We start from the raw sequence: 18,501 nt of genomic DNA, 5'->3' as shown, positions 1-18,501 counted from the left end.
AGCGCCGGGACAATGCCCGATCGCGTCGCATCGCGCCTGGAGGCGTTGGCATTCCGCGCCGCGGACTGCGGCCGCCGTCACCCGGCACGTCGCGCCGACGCCGCCCACGTGAGGCGCGCCTGCAGACCGCGAACGCGCGGCCCATAACGCGACAACCCCGCCGGAGCGGGGTCGTCGAACCTGCATGTGCGGGCGGCGCCGCCTGCTCAGTGCTTCAGGTTCTTGCGCAGGCGCTCCAGCGCCTGGAGCTGCACGACGGCCTCGGCCAGCTTCTGCTGCGCCTCGGCGACGTCCATCGCTTCCCCGCGACCGGCCAGGATGCGCTCGGCCTCGTCCTTGGCCGCCTTGACCGCGGCCTCGTCGATGTCGTCGGCGCGGATCGCGGTGTCGGCGAGAATCGTCACCACCTGCGGCTGCACCTCGAGGATGCCGCCGCCGATCGCGAAGTCGAGCACTTCGCCGTTGGGCTGGGTGACGACGACCTTGCCCGGCTTCAGACGCGTGATCAGCGGCGCGTGGCGCGGCGCGATGCCGAGCTCGCCGAGCTCGCCGGTGGCCACGACCATGGTCGCCTCACCGTGGAAGATCTCGGCTTCGGCGCTGACGATGTCGCAACGGATGGTGGTGGTCATGTTTCCTCGCTTCGCTCGGAAACGGGATTCGGGATTGGGGATTTCGGGATTCGCTGGAACAACCGCCTGCGCATCCGCAACCTCACCGCCTCCGCACACCCGTCTTTCCGAATCCCTAATTCCGAATTACGAATCCCGAAAAATCGCTGCTTAAGCAGCGATCTTCTTGGCCTTCTCGACGGCCTCGTCGATGGTGCCGACCATGTAGAACGCCTGCTCGGGCAGGTGGTCGTACTCGCCGTCGACGATGCCCTTGAAGCCGCGGATCGTGTCCTTCAGCGAGACGTACTTGCCCGGCGAGCCAGTGAAGACTTCGGCCACGTGGAACGGCTGCGAGAAGAAGCGCTCGATCTTGCGCGCGCGCGACACGGCCTGCTTGTCCTCTTCCGACAGCTCGTCCATGCCCAGGATCGCGATGATGTCCTTGAGCTCCTTGTACTTCTGCAGCGTGGCCTGCACGCGGCGCGCGGTCTCGTAGTGCTCGGTGCCGATGACGTTGGGGTCCATCATGCGCGAGGTCGAGTCGAGCGGATCGACGGCCGGGTAGATGCCCAGCGAGGCGATGCTGCGCGACAGGGCAACAGTGGAGTCGAGGTGGGCGAAGGTCGTGGCCGGCGACGGGTCGGTGTAGTCGTCGGCGGGCACGTAGACGGCCTGGATCGAGGTGATCGAACCGGTCTTGGTCGAGGTGATGCGCTCCTGCAGCACGCCCATTTCCTCGGCGAGCGTGGGCTGGTAACCCACCGCCGACGGCATGCGGCCGAGCAGTGCCGAAACCTCGGTACCGGCCAGCGTGTAGCGGTAGATGTTGTCGACGAAGAACAGCACGTCGCGGCCCTTGCCGTTCTCGTCCTTCTCGTCGCGGAAGTATTCGGCCATCGTCAGACCGGTCAGCGCGACACGCAGGCGGTTGCCCGGCGGCTCGTTCATCTGGCCGTAAACCATCGCCACCTTCGACTCCTTCGGATTGTCGACGTTGACGACGCCCGACTCGATCATCTCGTGATAGAAGTCGTTGCCCTCGCGGGTGCGCTCACCCACGCCGGCGAACACCGACAGGCCGCTGTGCGCCTTGGCGATGTTGTTGATCAGTTCCATCATGTTGACGGTCTTGCCGACGCCGGCGCCGCCGAACAGGCCGACCTTGCCGCCCTTGGCGAACGGGCACATCAGGTCGATGACCTTGATGCCGGTCTCGAGCAGTTCGGTGGCCGAGGCCTGCTCGTCGAAGCTCGGCGCGTCGCGGTGGATTTCCCACGTGGTCGCGGCGTCGATGTCGCCGGCCTCGTCGATCGGCGAACCCAGCACGTCCATGATGCGGCCGAGCGTGCCCGCGCCGACCGGCACGGCGATGCCGCGGCCGGTGTTGGTGGCCACCAGGTTGCGCTTGAGGCCGTCGGTGGAGCCGAGCGCGATCGCGCGCACGATGCCGTCGCCGAGCTGCTGCTGCACTTCCAGCGTGACGGCGGTGCCCTCGACCGTCAGCGCGTCGTACACCTTCGGCACTTCGGTGCGCGGGAACTCGATGTCGACGACCGCGCCGATGATCTGAACGATCTTGCCCTGACTCATTTGGGTAACTCCACTGATGTCTGTTGAATCTGGTGTCGGGAATGGGGATTCGGGATCCTGGGATTGGGAAGAGCGCATTCTGCTGCCTGCTCGAATCCCGAATCCCGAATTCCCAATGCCTCGGCGGTCGTCAGACCGCCGCAGCGCCGCCCACGATCTCGGAAATTTCCTGGGTGATCGCCGCCTGCCGGGCCTTGTTGTAGACCAGGTTCAGCGTGTCGATCAGCTTGGTCGCGTTGTCGCTCGCGGCCTTCATGGCGACCATGCGCGCAGCGTGCTCGGACGCCACGTTCTCCATCACCGCCTGGTAGACCAGCGATTCGATGTAGCGCGTGAGCACGTGCGCGAGCACCGATTCGGCGTCCGGCTCGTAGATGTAATCCCAGTCGTGCTTGACCACCTTGGTCTCGGCGGCCGGCAGCGGCAGCAGCTGGTCGAAGCTGCCCTTCTGGGTCATCGTGTTGACGAAGTGGTTGTAGGCCAGGAACACGCGGTCGAGGCGGCCGTCGCTGTAACCGTCGAGCATCACCTTGATGATGCCGACCAGCTGTTCGACTTCCGGCGTGTCGCCGATATGCGTGACGCTGGCGAGCATGTCGACCTTGAGCCGGCGGAAGAACACCGTCGCCTTCTGGCCGATCGTGACCACGTCCACCTGCACGCCCTTCTCCTGCCACGCGCGGATCTCGCCGAGCAGCTTGCGGAACAGGTTGTTGTTCAGGCCGCCGGCCAGGCCGCGATCCGACGAGGCGACGATGTAGCCGACCCGCTTGACCTCACGCTCGACGAGGTAGGGATGCTGGAACTCCGAATTCGCCTGCGCGAGGTGCCCGATCAGCTGCTTCATCGCGGTCGCATAGGGCCGCGAGGCCTTCATGCGGTCCTGCGCTTTGCGGATCTTCGACGCCGACACCATCTCCAGCGCACGCGTCACCTTGCGGGTGTTCTGCACGCTCTTGATCTTGGTCTTGATTTCTCTGCCGCCGGCCATTAGCTCGCTCCGCTCGCGGGGATTCGGGACTGGGGAGTGGGAATTCGCAAAAGCGATCCAGTCCCGTCACGAAGCCCTGATGTGCCTAATCCCGAATTCCGAATATCCAATCCCGCGGGCTCAGTAAGAGCCCGTGGTCTTGAACTCGCCGATGCCCTTCTTGAACGCCGCTTCGATCTCGTCGTTCCAGGCACCGGAGGCGTTGATCTTCTCGACCAGCGCGCCATCGGTGTTGTCGAAGTGCGCGTGCAGACCGGCTTCGAACGCCAGCAGCTTGTTGACCGGCACGTCGTCGAGGTAACCCTCGTTGACCGCGTAGATCGTCAGCGCCTGGTGCGCGACCGACATCGGCGCGTACTGCTTCTGCTTCATCAGCTCGGTCACGCGCTGGCCGCGCTCGAGCTGCTTGCGGGTGGCCTCGTCGAGATCCGACGCGAACTGCGCGAACGCCGCCAGCTCGCGGTACTGCGCCAGCGAGATGCGGATGCCGCCCGAGAGCTTCTTGATGATCTTGGTCTGCGCCGAACCACCGACGCGCGACACCGAGATACCGGCGTTCACGGCCGGACGGATGCCGGCGTTGAACAGGTCGGTTTCCAGGAAGATCTGGCCGTCGGTGATCGAGATCACGTTGGTCGGCACGAACGCCGAGACGTCGCCCGCCTGGGTCTCGATGATCGGCAGCGCGGTCAGCGAACCGGTCTGGCCCTTGACCTCACCCTGGGTGAACTGCTCCACGTACTCGGCCGACACGCGCGCGGCGCGCTCGAGCAGGCGCGAGTGCAGGTAGAACACGTCGCCCGGATAGGCTTCGCGGCCCGGCGGGCGCTTGAGCAGCAGCGAGATCTGGCGGTAGGCGACGGCCTGCTTGGACAGATCGTCGTACACGATCAGCGCGTCCTGGCCGCGGTCCATGAAGTACTCGCCCATGGTGCAGCCGGAGTAGGCGCTGATGTACTGCATCGCGGCCGACTCGGACGCGGTGGCGGCGACGACGACCGTGTGCGCCAGCGCGCCGTTCTCTTCGAGCTTGCGCACGATGTTGGCGACGGTCGAGGCCTTCTGGCCGATCGCCACGTAGACGCACTTGATGCCGGTCGACTTCTGGTTGATCACGGTGTCGATCGCCAGCGCGGTCTTGCCGGTCTGACGGTCACCGATGACCAGCTCGCGCTGGCCGCGGCCGATCGGAATCATCGCGTCGACCGACTTGTAGCCGGTCTGCACCGGCTGGTCGACCGACTTGCGCCAGATCACGCCCGGCGCGACGCGCTCCACCGGCGCGGTCAGCTTGGCGTCGATCGGGCCCTTGCCGTCGATCGGCTCGCCGAGCGCGTTGACCACGCGGCCCAGCAGTTCCGGACCGACCGGCACTTCGAGGATGCGGCCGGTGGTCTTGGCCACGTCGCCTTCGCGCAGACCTTCGTAGTCGCCCAGCACCACGGCGCCGACCGAGTCGCGCTCGAGGTTCAGGGCCAGCGCGAACGTGTTGTTCGGCAGCTCGATCATTTCGCCCTGCATCACGTCGGCGATGCCGTGGATGCGCACGATGCCGTCGGCGACCGAGGTCACGGTGCCTTCGTTGCGCGATTCGGCGGACAGCTTGACCTTCTCGATACGGGTCTTGATCAGCTCGCTGATCTCGGAAGGATTGAGTTGCGTGGTAGCCATCGGGGGTTCCCTTGAGCCGGCGTCGCCGCCGACGTTGCAATTGAAAATCGTGTCAGTGCGTCAGAGCGGTCTGCAGGCGCGCCAGCTTGCCCTTGAGCGAGCCGTCGATCACCACGTCACCGGCCGCGATCACCGCGCCGCCGATCAGGCGCTCGTCGACCGCGGTTTCCACCTGGACCTCGCGACCGAACCGGCGCTTGAGCGCGGCGCGGATCTGCTCGACCTCGGCTTCGGGCAGTGCCGAGGCCGACGTCACCTTGGCCAGCACGACGTGCTCGGCTTCGGCGCGGAGCTCTTCGTAGAGGCCGGCGATTTCGGGCAGTGCCGCGAGACGGCCGTTTTCCGCCAGCAGCGCGAGAAAGCCGGACAGCTTCTCGCCGGCGGCTTCGGGCGCGACCAGCGCCACCGCGTCGTCATGCGACAGCGCGGGGTGGCCGAGCAACGCGGCCGCCTTCGGATCGGCGGCGACGCGCGCGGCGAATGCCAGCGCGTCGGACCAGGCCGCGAACTGGCCGTCGTCGCGCGCGATCGCGAACGCGGCACGGGCATACGGGCGGGCGATCGTCATGGCCTGGCTCATCGGGCTCAGATCTCCGCGGCGAGTTCGTCGAGCAGCGCCTTGTGGGCGTCGGCATCGATCTCGCGCTTGAGCAGACGCTCGGCGCCGGTGACGGCCAGCAGCGAGACCTGGCGACGCAGGTCCTCGCGGGCCCGCGTGGCGGAGGCCTGGAGTTCGGCGTCGAACAGCGCCTTCTGGCGCAGGCCTTCGGTCACCGCCTCGGCCTTGGCGGCCTCGACGAGCTGGTTGGCGCGCTGGTGGGCCTGCTCGATGATCTCGTTGGCCTTCGCACGCGCGGCCTTGAGTTCCTCGTTGGCGGTTTCCTGCGCCTGGGCCAGCGCACGCTGGCTGTTGTCGGCGGCGGCCAGACCTTCGGCGATCTTCTTCTGGCGCTCTTCGATGGCGTTGAGCAGCGGCGGCCAGATCTTGGTCGCGATGATCCAGATCAGCGCGGCGAAGGCCAGGGCCTGGGCTAGCAGGGTGAGATTGAGGCTCATGGTCGTGGGACTGCCTGTCGTGAAGGGTCGGGCATGCGGACATGCCCCCTGTCATCCGCGATGCGGTCGCGCCCGAAAGGCCGACCGCACCGTACTCCGGCGGGCTTGGATCAGCCGACGATCTGCGCGGCCACCGGGCCGACGAACGGCGAGGCGAACGCGAACAGCAGGCCGACCGCGACCGAGATGATGAACGCGGCGTCGATCAGACCGGCGGTGATGAACATGCGGACCTGCAGCACCGGGATCAGTTCCGGCTGGCGCGCAGCCGACTCGAGGAACTTGCCGGCCATGATGGCCAGACCCAGACCTGCGCCCAGCGCGGCCAGGCCGATCATGATGCCGATGGCGAGAACGGTCGAAGCCTGGATCTGGGCGAACGAGGTCAGTGCGATTTCCATGGTTTTCTCCGGAACGGATTGCAGTGTTAAGGATGAAGCGGGAAGGGTGGAACGAAAGACGGTGACGCGAGGCTGCCGGTCAGTGGTCGTCCTCGGCCAGGCTGAGGTAGACGATCGACAGCATCATGAAAATGAAGGCCTGCAGCGGAATCACCAGCAGGTGGAACAGCATCCAGCCCAGGCCGAGCACGCCGCCACCGAGCATGCCGAGGATGCCGGCGCCGCCGAGCACCCAGATCAGCAGGAAGACGATCTCGCCGCCGAACATGTTGCCGAACAGTCGCATCGCCAGCGAAATCGGCTTGCTCAGCCATTCGACGATGTTGAGGATCAGATTGAACGGCACCATCCACTTGCCGAACGGCGCGAACAGGAATTCCTTGGACAGACCGCCGAGGCCCTTGGCGCGCAGCGCGAAGAACACGGTCAGGAAGAACACGCTGACCGACAGACCGAGGGTGGCGTTGACGTCCGCGGTCGGCACCGGCTTCCAGTAGCCCACGCCCATCAACTCGAGCGGCCTGGCGATGAAATCCGCCGGAATCATCTTCAGCAGATTCATCAGCAGGATCCAGAAGAACAGGGTGATCGCGATCGGCGTCACCAGCTTGCTGGTCCCGTGATAGGTGTCGCGGGCCTGCTTGTCGACGAACTCCAGGCAGATCTCGACGAACGCCTGCCACTTGCCCGGCACGCCGGCGGTGGCCTTGCGCGTGGCCAGCCAGAACATGAAGACCATCAGACCGCCCATGACCAGCGCGGTGATCAGCGTGTCCAGATGCAGGGTCCAGAAGCCGCCCTCGCCCGTCGACACGGTGAGGTTCTGCAGGTGGTGCTGGATGTAGCTGGTTGGGGTGAGGTCCGCGTCAGCCGCCATAGCTCTGGAATCCTGCCTGTTAACGATTCTGCGCGTGGCCGGAGGCCATCGCGATCAACTGTGCAACGAGTGCGACGATGACGCCGGCGAGCATCGGCACCGGCGGAAGACCCGCGGTTCCCACACCCAGCAGCAGCACACCCACCACGACGACCCACTTCAGTGCCACGCCCGCGAGCAGGCGCGCCAGCGCGCTTGCCGAAGGATTGACGCCGCCCCCAAGCGCAACCAGGCTCGACACCCATCCGCCGACCGCGATGGCCGCACCACCGAGCACGGCGGCCAGTGACCAGGTCGCGCCTTTCGCAAGGAACGCCAGCGCCGTCACCGCGATCGCGACCGCCTGCCAGGCGATTGCGCGCTGTGCCAGCCGCCGACCTGCAGCGACGGACGTCAACACATCAGATTCCCGGGACTTGGAGGAGCCGCCGGAGCGTGGAAACGGCCCCGTCGAGCCGCAGAAGTATAGCAGCGCTGTCTCGGACGGGACAACCGGCGGAGGTCCTGCCGCGGTCCGCACGGCCGCATTCGGGCACGCACTCCGCGGCTGCGCACGCATTCATTATTTTTTCGTGCAGACCGCGGAACTTGCCGGTATCGGCGTGGTCGTACCTGACGTGCCCGATCTGCCGCACTTTCCTCGTCGGTTCCGTACGCAGATCGCCACCCGAAGCCCTGGCCCGCCGCCAGGGCTTCTTTTTGCGCGTCGTTTGGGGCCGGAGCCGGCGAAGACGCCCGCCCGGCGCGATGGTTTGCAGAACTGTCGCTTCACGTCGACAAGACCCTAACTTGCCGACCATTGCCGCCCGTTCCCCACCTATTGGCGCCCACGATGCCGCACCTCCCCCTTCGCAGCCTGTCCCTCGCCGCTCTGCCGGCCGCCCTCGCCCTGGCCGTCGTCGCCATGCCCGCCCAGGCCCAGAACCGCGACGACCGGTTCGTCCTGCGCCTGAGCGCGTTCAACCCCGAAGCCGAACTGGGCTTCTCCGGCAATGGCGTGGTCACCGACGGCACCGACGACGCCACCTTCGGTTTCAGCGAGGACTTCGACACGGGCCGCGAATGGCGTCCGCGCGGCGCGGTCGGCTTCCGGATCAGCGAACGCCAGGCCCTGGTCGGCAATTTCTACGATTACCAGCGCGACGAAACCTGGGAGTACGGCGGCAACGTGCTCGACACCGGGACGATCATCCCGGGCGGCGACCCGATCGAAGTGCCGGGCGCGCGCATCGATGGCCGCCTGTCGTTCCGCCTGGCGAACCTCAACTACGAGTACGCCGTGGTCAAGAACGAGAACTTCGAGTGGGGCCTCGGCCTCGGCGTGACCTACGCCAAGCTGGAAGCCAACGCCAACGGCGTCTCGACCGGCACCGATCTCGTCGATCCGCAGTTCGAGAACGCGAGCTGGCAACGCGACGGCTTCTCGCCCGGCCTGCACACGCGCCTGAGCTGGATTCCGGCGGACCGCTGGACCGTCAGCCTCGAAGGCCAGTACCTCGACACCCGCTGGGGCGATTTCCTCGACGAGCGCGGCCATTTCGAACGCGGCGGCCTGCTGGTCGAGTACATGGTGAGTGATCGCGTCGGCATCCACGCCGGTTACGACTGGTTCCGCCTGAAGCTCTCGGACGAGTATCGCGGCACCGCGCGCGCGCCGACCGGCGTCGACGCGGGCCCGTTCCCGTATTCGGGCAAGGTCACCGGCGACCTGAAGGTCCATGGCCCGATGGCCGGCGTGACGTTCCGCTTCTGATCCTGCAGGCCCACGCGCCCGGCCGGGCACATGGGCCACACGAACGGATCCGACGAAAAAGCCCCGGCATGCCGGGGCTTTTTTTCGGCTGGCGACGAGGCGCCGCCGGCTTACTTCTTCTTCGGAATGTAGAGGTCGGTGATCGTGCCGTCGAACACCTCCGCCGCCATCGCCACCGATTCGCTCAGCGTGGGATGCGGATGGATGGTGTGGCCGATGTCGGCGACCTCGGCGCCCATTTCGATCGCCAGTGCGGCCTCGGCGATCAGATCGCCCGCATGCACGCCGACGATGCCGGCACCGACGATGCGGTGAGTGGCCTCGTCGAAGATCAGCTTGGTGAAGCCCTCGGTGCGGCCGATGCCGATCGCGCGCCCGCTGGCCGCCCACGGGAACTTGCCCACGCCGACCTTCAGACCCTTGGCCTTGGCCTCGGTCTCGGTGATGCCCACCCACGCGATTTCCGGATCGGTATACGCGACCGACGGAATCACCCGCGCCACCCATTCCTTCTTCTCGCCGGCGGCGACTTCGGCCGCGAGCTTGCCCTCGTGCGTGGCCTTGTGCGCGAGCATCGGCTGGCCGACCAGATCACCGATGGCGAAGATGTGCGGCACATTGGTGCGCATCTGCGCATCGACGGCGATGAAGCCGCGCTCGGAGACACGCACGCCGGCATTGCCCGCGGCGATCTTGCCGCCGTTGGGCGTGCGGCCCACGGCGACCAGCACGCGGTCGAACGTCTTCGTATCGGGAATGCTCTCGCCGTCGAAGGTGACCTCGATGCCGGCCTTCGCGGCCTTCGCCTCGACAACCTTGGTCTTCAGATGCGTGGCCACGCCCTGCTTCTTCAGGCGATCGGCGAGCGGCTTGACCAGGTCCTTGTCGGCGCCGGGCATCAGCTGGTCGGCGAGTTCGACGACGGTCACTTCCGAGCCCAGCGCGTGGTACACCGTCGCCATTTCCAGGCCGATGATGCCGCCGCCGACGACGAGCAGCTTCTTCGGTGTTTCGGCAAGCTGCAGCGCGTCGGTCGAGTCCATGACACGCGGGTCGTCCCAAGGGAAGCCGGGCAGCTTCAGCGCCTGCGAACCGGCGGCGATGATGCACTGCTCGAAGCGCACGAGCTGGGTCTTGCCGTCGCTGCCGGTGACTTCGATCTCGTGCGGCGACACGAACAGGCCTTCGCCGGTGACCACGCGCACCTTGCGCTGCTTGGCCATGCCGGCCAGGCCCTTGGTCAGCTGGCCGACGACTTTGTCCTTGTAGCTGCGCAGCTTGTCCAGATCGATCGTCGGCGCGCCGAAGTCGACGCCGTAATCACTGGCGTGGCTGGCCTGGTCGATGACCTCGGCCGCGTGCAGCAGCGCCTTCGACGGAATGCAGCCCACGTTGAGACAGACGCCGCCGAGCGTGGCGTAACGCTCGATCAGCACGGTATCGAGACCGAGATCGGCGGCGCGGAACGCGGCCGTATACCCGCCGGGGCCGGAGCCCAGCACGACGATGCGGCACTCGACATCGGCCTGGCGGCCGGTCGAGGGCGCGGCCTTGACCGCTTCGGGCTCGGCGGGTGCGGCGTGCGAACGCGCGACCGGGGGGTTGCTGCCGGGCGTAGCGCCGTTGTTCGCCGGTGCCGCGTCCTTCTTGCCGGGTGCGGGGGCCGTGGTAGCGGCGGCAGGCGCATCGCTCCCGCCTTCTCCTTCGGCCTCGATCACCGCCACCACGCCGCCTTCCGACAGCGTGTCGCCGACCTTGACCTTCAGCGCCCTGATCACACCGGCGGCCGTCGACGGCACTTCCATCGTCGCCTTGTCCGATTCCAGCGTGACCAGGCCCTGGTCCTTGGCGACGGTATCGCCGACCGCGACCAGCACCTCGATCACCGGCACGTCGTCGTAGCCGCCGATGTCGGGGACTGTCACTTCGAAGGTCTTGGCCATCACGGGTTCTCCGGGCTCTGTTGCTTGGGTTCGGACCGCGTCGCCCGCGACGCCGGGCGACGGGCCCAGGTCAGCGCGTACAGGTCATGGCGGCGGTCGTTGAGGTTCTGCACCGTGCCGTCGTTGCGGGCCACGGTCAGATCGTTGAGGCGCAGGTCGGCAAAGGCCACCTGCTCGACGTTCGGCGTGGTGTCGGCGGCGATGCCGTCGCGCGCGAACGGGAAATCGCAGGGCGTCAGGATGCAGCTCTGCGCATACTGGATGTCGAAGTTGTTGACGCCGGGCAGGTTGCCCACGTTGCCCGACAGCACGACGTAGCACTGGTTCTCGACCGCGCGCGCCTGCGAGCAGTAGCGCACGCGCAGATAGCCCTCGCGGGTGTCGGTGCAGAACGGCACGAACAGGATCATCGCGCCCTGGTCGACGAGGTGCCGGCCGAGTTCGGGGAACTCGCTGTCGTAGCAGATCATGACCCCGATCGGCCCGCAGTCGGTCATGATCGCCTGCGCGCTGTCGCCGCCGCCGATGCCCCACCAGGTGCGCTCGTTGGGCGTGGGATGCAGCTTGTCGCGGGTGTGCAGCGAGCCGTCGCGCAGCGCGACGTAGCAGATGTTGCGCACCTTGCCGTCTTCATCATCGCCGGTGCGCGTGGGATGCGAGCCGCCGATGATGTTGATGTTGTGGCGCACCGCCAGTTCGCACAGCAGCTGGGCGAAGCGCTCGGTGTAGCCGGTCAGTGCGAGCAGCGAGTCGACCGGCGACAGCGGCCTGTTCTCCACCGACAGCAGCTGCAGCGTGAACAGCTCGGGGAACACCACGAAATCGGCGCGGTAGTCGGCCGCGATGTCGACGAAGTATTCGATCTGGGTGGCGAATTCCTCGAACGAGGCGACACGGCGCTGCTGGTACTGCACGGTCGCCACGCGCACCGACTCGGGCAGCGGGCGCGCAGACGGCCGCGCGTCGGCGCGCGCGTCGATCTTCGGATTGCGCCAGACCAGGTGCGCGGCATTGCCGCGCGACTCGGTGTCGCTGGGCAGGTAGCCCGGCAGCACACCGACGAGTTCGAAACCGTTGCGGAGCTGGAAACTCAGCGCGCGGTCACGCAGGCGCCCGGCGCAGACGGCCTCGACGTAGGCGTTGACGTCGTTGCCGAACGCCTTCGCACGCCGGCCGTAGCCCGGCAGCCGTCCACCGAAGACGATGCCCTTCAGGCCGAGGTCCTGGCACAGCCGCTTGCGCAGTTCGTACAGGCGTCGGCCGATGCGCAGGCCGCGGTGCGCCGGGTCGACGCAGACCTCCATGCCGTAGAGCCAGTCGCCGGTCGACAGATGGCGTGAGGCGTAACCGCCGCCGGAAATCTCCAGCCAGCGGTGCGGCGCCATGGCCGTGCGCTCGTCGATGCGGAAGGTCGCGCAGTAGCCGACGGCGACATCGTCGTAGAACGCGACGAACACACCCTGCGGAAACTGCGCGATCTGCCCGGTGAGCATCTCGGCCGTGTACCCGCTGTCGGGCCCGTAGACCCGCTCGCTGAGGGCGACGATCGCCGGGATGTCGGCGATGCCGGCATGACGCAGCGTCAGCCGCGCCCGCTCGCGCGTGGGCGCTTGCTCGCTCACGCCGTCCGGCCGCTTACAGCAGCACCCGGCGCATGTCGCCGAGCAGCTGGGCCAACGTCGCGGTGAAGCGCGCCGCCGCGGCGCCGTCGATGACGCGATGGTCGTAGGACAGCGACAGCGGCAGGGTCAGGCGCGGCTGGAAGGCCTTGCCGTCCCAGACCGGCTTCATCGCCGACTTCGACACGCCGAGGATCGCGACTTCCGGTGCATTGACGATCGGCGTGAAGCTGGTGCCGCCGATGCCGCCGAGCGAACTGATCGAGAAGCAGCCGCCCTGCATGTCGGCCGGGCCGAGCTTGCCGTCGCGCGCCTTCTTCGCCAGCGCGGACATCTCCTGCGAGATCTCCAGCACACCCTTCTTGTCGGCGTCGCGGATCACCGGGACCACCAGGCCGTTGGGCGTGTCGGCGGCGAAGCCGATGTGGAAGTACTTCTTGAGCGTCAGGTTTTCACCGGACGCGTCGAGCGAGCTGTTGAAGCGCGGGTACTGTTTGAGCACCGCGACCGAGGCCTTGATCAGGAACGCGAGCATGGTCAGCTTGATGCCGGCCTTCTCGTTTTCCTTGTTGAGCTGCACGCGCAGCGCTTCGAGGTCGGTGATGTCGGCATCGTCGTGCTGGGTGACGTGCGGGATCATCGCCCAGTTGCGCGCGAGGTTCGCGGCCGAGATCTTCTGGATGCGGCCGAGTTCCTGGACCTCGACCTCGCCGAACTTGGCGAAATCGACCTTCGGCCACGGCAGCAGGTTGAGGCCGCCGCCCGTGGATGCCGTCGCGCCGGATGCCGCCTTGCCGCCCCCGCTCTGCAGCGCGTTCTTGACGTAGGCCTGGACGTCCTCGCGGACGATGCGGCCGCCCTTGGCACTGCCCCTGAGCTGCAGCAGGTCGACACCGAGCTCGCGCGCGAACAGGCGCACGGCGGGGCTGGCGTAGGGCACCTTGTCGGGCAGGATCGCATCGGCGTCGAACCGCACCGGCGGATTGCCGGCGCCGGCCGGACGGTGCTCGATCGATGCCTGCGCGATCGGATCGGCCTTGGCCTGCGGTGCGACCGGTTCGACAGCCGTGTCGTCCTTCGGCTTGGCCGGCGCGGCCGGCGCGGTGTCCTCGGCCGCGGCGCCACCGCCCGCGGCTTCGATGATCGCGACCACGGCGCCTTCGGACAGGGTGTCGCCGACCTTGACCTTCAGCTCCTTGATGACACCGGCGACCGCAGCCGGCACTTCCATCGTCGCCTTGTCCGATTCCAGCGTGATCAGGCCCTGGTCCTTCTCCACGGTGTCACCGACCGCGACCAGCACCTCGATCACCGGCACGTCGTCGTAGCCGCCGATGTCGGGGACCTTCGATTCCTGCGCGCCGCCACCCTCGGACGACGGCTTCGGCGCCTCGGCCGGGGCAGCGGGGGCGGCAGGCGCGGCGGCCTTCGGCGTCTCGGCCTGTGCGGGCATCTCGGCCTTCGCCGGCGTCTCGGTCCGGGCGGCGTCGCCGCCGCCGGCTTCGATGATCGCGACCACGCCGCCTTCGGACAGGGTGTCGCCCACCTTGACCTTGAGTTCCTTGATCACGCCCGCGAATGGCGCCGGCACTTCCATCGTGGCCTTGTCGGATTCCAGCGTCACCAGACCCTGATCGGCCTCGACGGTATCGCCGACGGCGACGAGCACTTCGATCACCGGGACATCGTCATACCCGCCAATGTCGGGAACGCGCGCTTCTTTCAGGTCGGCCATGCGGCCCTCCGGGCAGGTCGTGACCCGCTATTGTGGCCCCAGCCTCCCCCCGCGCCAACTGTCGAGCGGCGTATGGGGCGCCCGGTGTCATCGGCGTCGTGCCGCGGCGCGCCGGCACCCTGGCGCAGCCCGGTCGCCGCAACGGCCCGCCGGACCGCTGGAACACTCCGTCGCACCCTCGCCGTTCGGCCTGCATTCAAGGGCGCATTCCGCGGCCGCGGACCCGGAAACCGCGTCCTCGCCGCACCGGCACTGAACGTCGCGGACGGGTTCCCGAAGACACGGTGAAGAGTCGGGATTCCTTCAGATTCCGCCAATCGCGCATTCAGGAATTGATGGTCAGCATGGCCCGGCCTTCCCGCAGAGGAAGGTCGCGGCGCCGGCCCCCGCCGGCCGCGACACGACACCCACCGGCCCGGCCGCGGGCGTCGACATCAAAAAGAAGAGGAGTATCCCCATGCTGAAGTTCCGTACCCACGCCCTGGCCCTCGCCACCCTCGCCGCCGTTGCAGCGGCGCCCGTCGCATTCGCGCAGGATTCGTTCGGCCAGAGCGACACCGCGGCCGGCAAGCGCTTCTCCGTCGTCGGCGGCGCCACGCTGCTGCAGCCGAACAACGACACCGGCCGCAACGACGGCATCAAGGTCGACGGCGGCCCGGCGCCGACGGCATCCGTCTCCTACAACTTCACCGACAACATCAGCGCCGAGCTCTGGGGAGCGCTGGATTCGTTCGACCACCGCGTGCGCGCCGACGGCGCGAAGATCGGCACCGTCGAGCAGCGTCCGCTGGCGCTGAGCGGCCAGTACCACTTCGGTGACGTGGACAACACCTTCCGTCCGTTCGTCGGCCTGGGCTATCACCACTCCAACATCGACAACGAAGACCTCAACCCGGGCGGCAACCACGTGTCGCTGACCACGCCCAAGGGCGCGATCGGCACGGTCGGCGTGGACATGAACATCACCCCGACCTGGTTCGCGCGCGCCGACGCGCGGTACCTGCGCAGTCGCGCCGACGTGCGCGAGGCGGGTGTCAACACGGGACAGGAGCTCAAGCTCGACCCGTGGACCGTCGGCTTCGGTATCGGCGCGCGTTTCTGACCTCTCTCTCCAGAGGCGTGCACCCGAAAAGACCCGCTTCGGCGGGTCTTTTTTTGGCCGGAATTCGGCGAGACCCGGGCGCCGTGGCATCGGTTCCGGCCTGGGCGGACCGCGTATCGCGGAAGCGATCCGCTGCCGGTCGTTCCGGGACGCTGCGCGCAGTTGTTCACTCCTGGCCAAGGACCGCACCGGACCCGACGGCAGGTGGAACGCCGTTCGCAGCAGCACGTGCCGCGACCCGGCGCCCGATCCGGATGGTCGCGTCGCGTCCCGGCCGGATCACGACCGGGCGGGCTCACGGGAATGGGCACCGTGAGCCGCATCTGTGGCGCGCGTCACCATCCGCGCTCAGCGCAGCCACGGCCCCAGCCGCCATTGCAGCAGCACCGCGTAGGCGGCGTGGTAGCCGATCACCAGGCCGGCCACGGCGAACAGGCCGGCCGGCTCGCCGAGCGCGCCCCAGGCGGCCAGTGCCGCCTCGTCACCGCGCCAGCGTGCCAGGGCCTGCCAGATCGCCCCGACCACCCGGGCGACGACCACGACGGTCAGGGCCAGCACGAGCCAGCGGTTGGGCGTGTACCAGACCTGGCCCGGCCGATGCTCCACCCGGGTCAGCGCCCAGCCCAGAGCGCCGGTGCCGAGACCGGCGAGCACGCCGAGCGCCGCGTACGGCAGGGCGTGGGCGACGAAAAACTCGGTGATCGCCATGCCGCCGAGGAACAGCACCGCCGAGGCGGGAATCAACCAGGCGTTGAGCCGGGTGAGCCAGCGCACGGGCTGGCGGCGCGAGGTGCCCACGCGGTAGCGGTTCCACAGTGCCAGCGGCCACAGCAGCAGCATCAATGCGAACAGCACGAGGGCAAAGACGATCAGCAGCAGGATGGGCATGTCGGCGCGGGACGGCGGGCGGAACGCGCGATGATCGACGATCGCACCGGGCGGGACGATGACGACGCTACGGCGGCGGTGTCGTGTCCGGACGATGCGACGGCGGTACCGCCACCACCCGCTCGCGCCGGAACATGTACAGCCCGCTGGCGACGATGATGGCGGCGCCGAGCCAGGTCATGCCGTCGGGCAGCACCTGCCAGACGAACAGATCCAGCAGCACCACCCACACCAGCGCGGTGTACTCCAGCGGCGCCACCTGGCTGGCCTCTCCCAGCCGGAAGGCATGGGTCAACGCCACCTGGCCCAGCGCGCCGGTCACGCCGATCAGCGCCAGCACCCAGAGATGCTCGACCTGCAGCGGCCGCCAGTCACGCCAGGCGAGCACGCCGGCGAACACCGCCATCAGCACCAGAAACCAGAACACCAGCGCCTCGGGACTGTCGCGCTGGGCCAGCGAACGCACCGCGATCGAGGCGATCGCGTAGCACAGGGCGCCGCCGATGACGGCCAGCCCGGCCAGCGTGGCGACCCCCTCGCCGGTGGGCCGCAGCACGACCAGCACCCCGACGACCCCGATCGCGATCGCGGTCCAGCGGCGCGGCCCCACCCGTTCGCCGAGCAGCGGAACCGCCAGCGCGGTCACCATCAGCGGCGAGACGAAGACGATCGCATACGCCGTCGACAGCGGCATCCGCGCCAGGCCGTAGACGAAGCCGGCGATCATGCCGACGCCCAGCGCCCCGCGCAGCAGATGCAACGGCCAGTGGATGCGCAGCAGCGTGCCCGCACGGCCGCGCAGCACGATCCAGCCCAACACCAGCGGCAGGGTGGCGAGGCTGCGGAACACCGCCACCTGGAAGGCCGGGTAATCCGCGGCGATCCATTTCATGCCCGCATCCATGCCCGCGAACGCGAGCACCGCCAGCAGCATCCACAGGGCGGCGGCGCGGGCGTGGGTCGGAGTCGCGGGAGCGGACATGCGGGCAGCAGCGTGACGAACGGACGCGCATCCTCGCACGGCCGTCGCCGCCACGAGGACGCGCGGCCGCGCGCACGCCTGTCCTGGGCGCGGACGACGCGAGGCAGGACCAACGGCGCCGGCGAGGTCGGCATCGCGCCCCCCGCCCCACCCGGCGCGGCCGTCGACGCCGGAACGCCCGCCACGGGTGCGGTACCCTGCGCGCCTTCGTCCCATCGCAGGTGCCCCATGCCCTCCTTCGACATCGTCTCGGAAGTCGACACCCACGAGCTCACCAACGCCGTGGACCAGGCCAATCGCGAACTGACCACGCGCTTCGACTTCAAGGGCGTGGATGCGAAGTTCGAGCTTGAGGATTCGGCCATCAAGCAGTCGGCACCGAGCGAGTTCCAGGTCCAGCAGATGACCGAAATCCTGCGCCAGCGCCTGGCCGCGCGGAAGATCGACATCAAGTGTCTCGACTTCGGCGACATCGAGACCAATCTCGCCGGCGCGCGGCAGACGGTGACCGTCAAGCAGGGCATCGAACGCGAGCTGGCCAAGAAGATCCAGACCACGCTCAAGACCGCCAAGCTCAAAGTCGACAGCCAGATCAACGGCGACAAACTGCGCGTGACCGGCAAGAAGCGCGACGATCTGCAGGCGGCGATGGCGCTGCTGCGCGGTACCGATTTCGAACTGCCGCTGCAGTTCGACAATTTCCGCGATTGAGCCGCGTCGTGCAGCGCAGCGCCGACCCGATCGCCGATACGCGCCTGTGGCTGGAGCGCGCGGTCATCGGCTTGAATCTGTGCCCCTTCGCCAAGGCGGTGCTGGTCAAGAACCAGGTGCGCTTCGTGCTGAGCGATGCGACCACGCCCGAGGCGCTGCTCGAACAGCTGGGCGAGGAACTGCTGCGCCTGCGCGACACGGACGCCGCCGAGATCGACACCACGCTGGTCGTGCACCCGCAGGTGCTCGGCGATTTCCTCGACTACAACGATTTCCTCGACGAGGCCGACGGGCTGGTGGAGGCGCTGGAGCTCGACGGCGTGCTCCAGGTCGCCAGCTTCCACCCCGACTACCAGTTCGCCGGCACTGCGCCCGACGACATCACCAACTTCACCAACCGCGCGCCGTATCCCACGCTGCACCTGTTGCGCGAGGACAGCGTGGCGCGCGCGGTGGACGCGTTTCCGGATCCCGATTCCATCCCCGACCGCAACGTCCAAACGCTCGAGCGGCTGGGGCATGCGGGCTGGGCCCGGGTGTTCGACGCGAAGGACTGAATGCGTGCCCG

18 protein-coding genes are annotated in these 18,501 nt (G+C 68.0%); 4 read left to right on the top strand and 14 right to left on the bottom strand.

From position 1 onward, the window contains the following. Window positions 1–206: 206 nt before the first annotated feature. The 9 genes from PQS31_RS16700 to PQS31_RS16660 form a co-directional block, all read right to left on the bottom strand. Window positions 207–632, bottom strand: a complete 426-nt coding sequence (locus tag PQS31_RS16700) for a F0F1 ATP synthase subunit epsilon (protein ID WP_272763977.1) — start codon at window positions 630–632, stop codon at window positions 207–209. 150 nt (window positions 633–782) lie between these two features. Beyond that, window positions 783–2,204, bottom strand: a complete 1,422-nt coding sequence (atpD, locus tag PQS31_RS16695; protein ID WP_272763976.1) for a F0F1 ATP synthase subunit beta — start codon at window positions 2,202–2,204, stop codon at window positions 783–785. A gap of 130 nt (window positions 2,205–2,334) precedes the next feature. Then, the gene (gene atpG, locus PQS31_RS16690; RefSeq protein ID WP_272763975.1) at window positions 2,335–3,195 is read right to left on the bottom strand and encodes a F0F1 ATP synthase subunit gamma; all 861 of its coding nucleotides are present in this window, start codon (window positions 3,193–3,195) and stop codon (window positions 2,335–2,337) included. A gap of 120 nt (window positions 3,196–3,315) precedes the next feature. Continuing rightward, complete coding sequence (gene atpA / locus PQS31_RS16685) at window positions 3,316–4,866, bottom strand: F0F1 ATP synthase subunit alpha (protein WP_272763974.1); 1,551 nt, start codon at window positions 4,864–4,866, stop codon at window positions 3,316–3,318. 52 nt (window positions 4,867–4,918) lie between these two features. Further along, window positions 4,919–5,446: a F0F1 ATP synthase subunit delta gene (locus PQS31_RS16680; RefSeq protein ID WP_272763973.1), complete on the bottom strand. Its 528-nt coding sequence runs from the start codon at window positions 5,444–5,446 to the stop codon at window positions 4,919–4,921. A 5-nt stretch (window positions 5,447–5,451) separates the two neighbouring features. Then, on the bottom strand, window positions 5,452–5,922 hold the full coding sequence (locus tag PQS31_RS16675; RefSeq protein ID WP_272763972.1) for a F0F1 ATP synthase subunit B: 471 nt from the start codon (window positions 5,920–5,922) through the stop codon (window positions 5,452–5,454). A 110-nt stretch (window positions 5,923–6,032) separates the two neighbouring features. After that, window positions 6,033–6,323, bottom strand: coding sequence for a F0F1 ATP synthase subunit C (gene atpE, locus PQS31_RS16670; protein WP_096210450.1), 291 nt, complete (start codon window positions 6,321–6,323; stop codon window positions 6,033–6,035). A 79-nt stretch (window positions 6,324–6,402) separates the two neighbouring features. Beyond that, window positions 6,403–7,200 carry a F0F1 ATP synthase subunit A gene (atpB, locus tag PQS31_RS16665; RefSeq protein WP_272763971.1) on the bottom strand — a complete coding sequence of 266 codons (798 nt, stop codon included), beginning with the start codon at window positions 7,198–7,200 and terminating at the stop codon, window positions 6,403–6,405. Window positions 7,201–7,219: 19 nt separating this feature from the next. Then, window positions 7,220–7,600 (bottom strand): hypothetical protein, encoded by a 381-nt coding sequence (locus PQS31_RS16660; RefSeq protein ID WP_272763970.1) that lies wholly within the window; start codon window positions 7,598–7,600, stop codon window positions 7,220–7,222. Between the two features lie 432 nt (window positions 7,601–8,032). Between PQS31_RS16660 and PQS31_RS16655 the strand changes: the two genes are divergently transcribed. Then, window positions 8,033–8,953: a hypothetical protein gene (locus tag PQS31_RS16655; protein WP_272763969.1), complete on the top strand. Its 921-nt coding sequence runs from the start codon at window positions 8,033–8,035 to the stop codon at window positions 8,951–8,953. Between the two features lie 110 nt (window positions 8,954–9,063). Here PQS31_RS16655 and lpdA read toward each other — a convergent pair whose 3' ends face one another. The 3 genes from lpdA to aceF are packed head-to-tail and all read right to left on the bottom strand — an operon-like array spanning window position 9,064 to window position 14,250. Further along, window positions 9,064–10,896: a dihydrolipoyl dehydrogenase gene (lpdA, locus tag PQS31_RS16650; protein WP_272763968.1), complete on the bottom strand. Its 1,833-nt coding sequence runs from the start codon at window positions 10,894–10,896 to the stop codon at window positions 9,064–9,066. Continuing rightward, window positions 10,896–12,518, bottom strand: coding sequence for a bifunctional GNAT family N-acetyltransferase/carbon-nitrogen hydrolase family protein (locus tag PQS31_RS16645; RefSeq protein WP_272763967.1), 1,623 nt, complete (start codon window positions 12,516–12,518; stop codon window positions 10,896–10,898). The genes lpdA and PQS31_RS16645 overlap by 1 nt, the downstream gene beginning before the upstream one ends. Window positions 12,519–12,531: 13 nt before the next feature. After that, window positions 12,532–14,250, bottom strand: coding sequence for a dihydrolipoyllysine-residue acetyltransferase (gene aceF, locus PQS31_RS16640; RefSeq protein ID WP_272763966.1), 1,719 nt, complete (start codon window positions 14,248–14,250; stop codon window positions 12,532–12,534). 457 nt (window positions 14,251–14,707) lie between these two features. Here aceF and PQS31_RS16635 point away from each other — a divergent pair, with 457 nt between their 5' ends. Beyond that, on the top strand, window positions 14,708–15,352 hold the full coding sequence (locus PQS31_RS16635; RefSeq protein ID WP_096210443.1) for an OmpW family outer membrane protein: 645 nt from the start codon (window positions 14,708–14,710) through the stop codon (window positions 15,350–15,352). A 348-nt stretch (window positions 15,353–15,700) separates the two neighbouring features. On the opposite strand, the gene PQS31_RS16630 is transcribed toward PQS31_RS16635, so the two are convergent. Both PQS31_RS16630 and PQS31_RS16625 read right to left on the bottom strand, forming a co-directional pair. Further along, window positions 15,701–16,240 (bottom strand): DUF1453 domain-containing protein, encoded by a 540-nt coding sequence (locus PQS31_RS16630; protein ID WP_272763965.1) that lies wholly within the window; start codon window positions 16,238–16,240, stop codon window positions 15,701–15,703. A gap of 67 nt (window positions 16,241–16,307) precedes the next feature. Continuing rightward, complete coding sequence (locus PQS31_RS16625) at window positions 16,308–17,222, bottom strand: DMT family transporter (RefSeq protein WP_272763964.1); 915 nt, start codon at window positions 17,220–17,222, stop codon at window positions 16,308–16,310. Window positions 17,223–17,450: 228 nt separating this feature from the next. On the opposite strand from PQS31_RS16625, the gene PQS31_RS16620 reads away from it, so the two are divergent. Together PQS31_RS16620 and PQS31_RS16615 are read left to right on the top strand one after the other, a co-directional pair. Continuing rightward, window positions 17,451–17,933, top strand: coding sequence for a YajQ family cyclic di-GMP-binding protein (locus PQS31_RS16620; protein ID WP_272763963.1), 483 nt, complete (start codon window positions 17,451–17,453; stop codon window positions 17,931–17,933). 8 nt (window positions 17,934–17,941) lie between these two features. Then, window positions 17,942–18,490 carry a DUF1415 domain-containing protein gene (locus PQS31_RS16615; RefSeq protein ID WP_272763989.1) on the top strand — a complete coding sequence of 183 codons (549 nt, stop codon included), beginning with the start codon at window positions 17,942–17,944 and terminating at the stop codon, window positions 18,488–18,490. The last annotated feature ends 11 nt before the right edge of the window (window positions 18,491–18,501 follow it).

It is taken from the genome of Luteimonas sp. BLCC-B24, assembly GCF_028550595.1.
Classification (GTDB): Bacteria; Pseudomonadota; Gammaproteobacteria; order Xanthomonadales; family Xanthomonadaceae; genus Luteimonas.
Note: the sequence above shows the minus strand (reverse complement) of the source record. Positions and strands in the feature narration are given on the sequence as shown.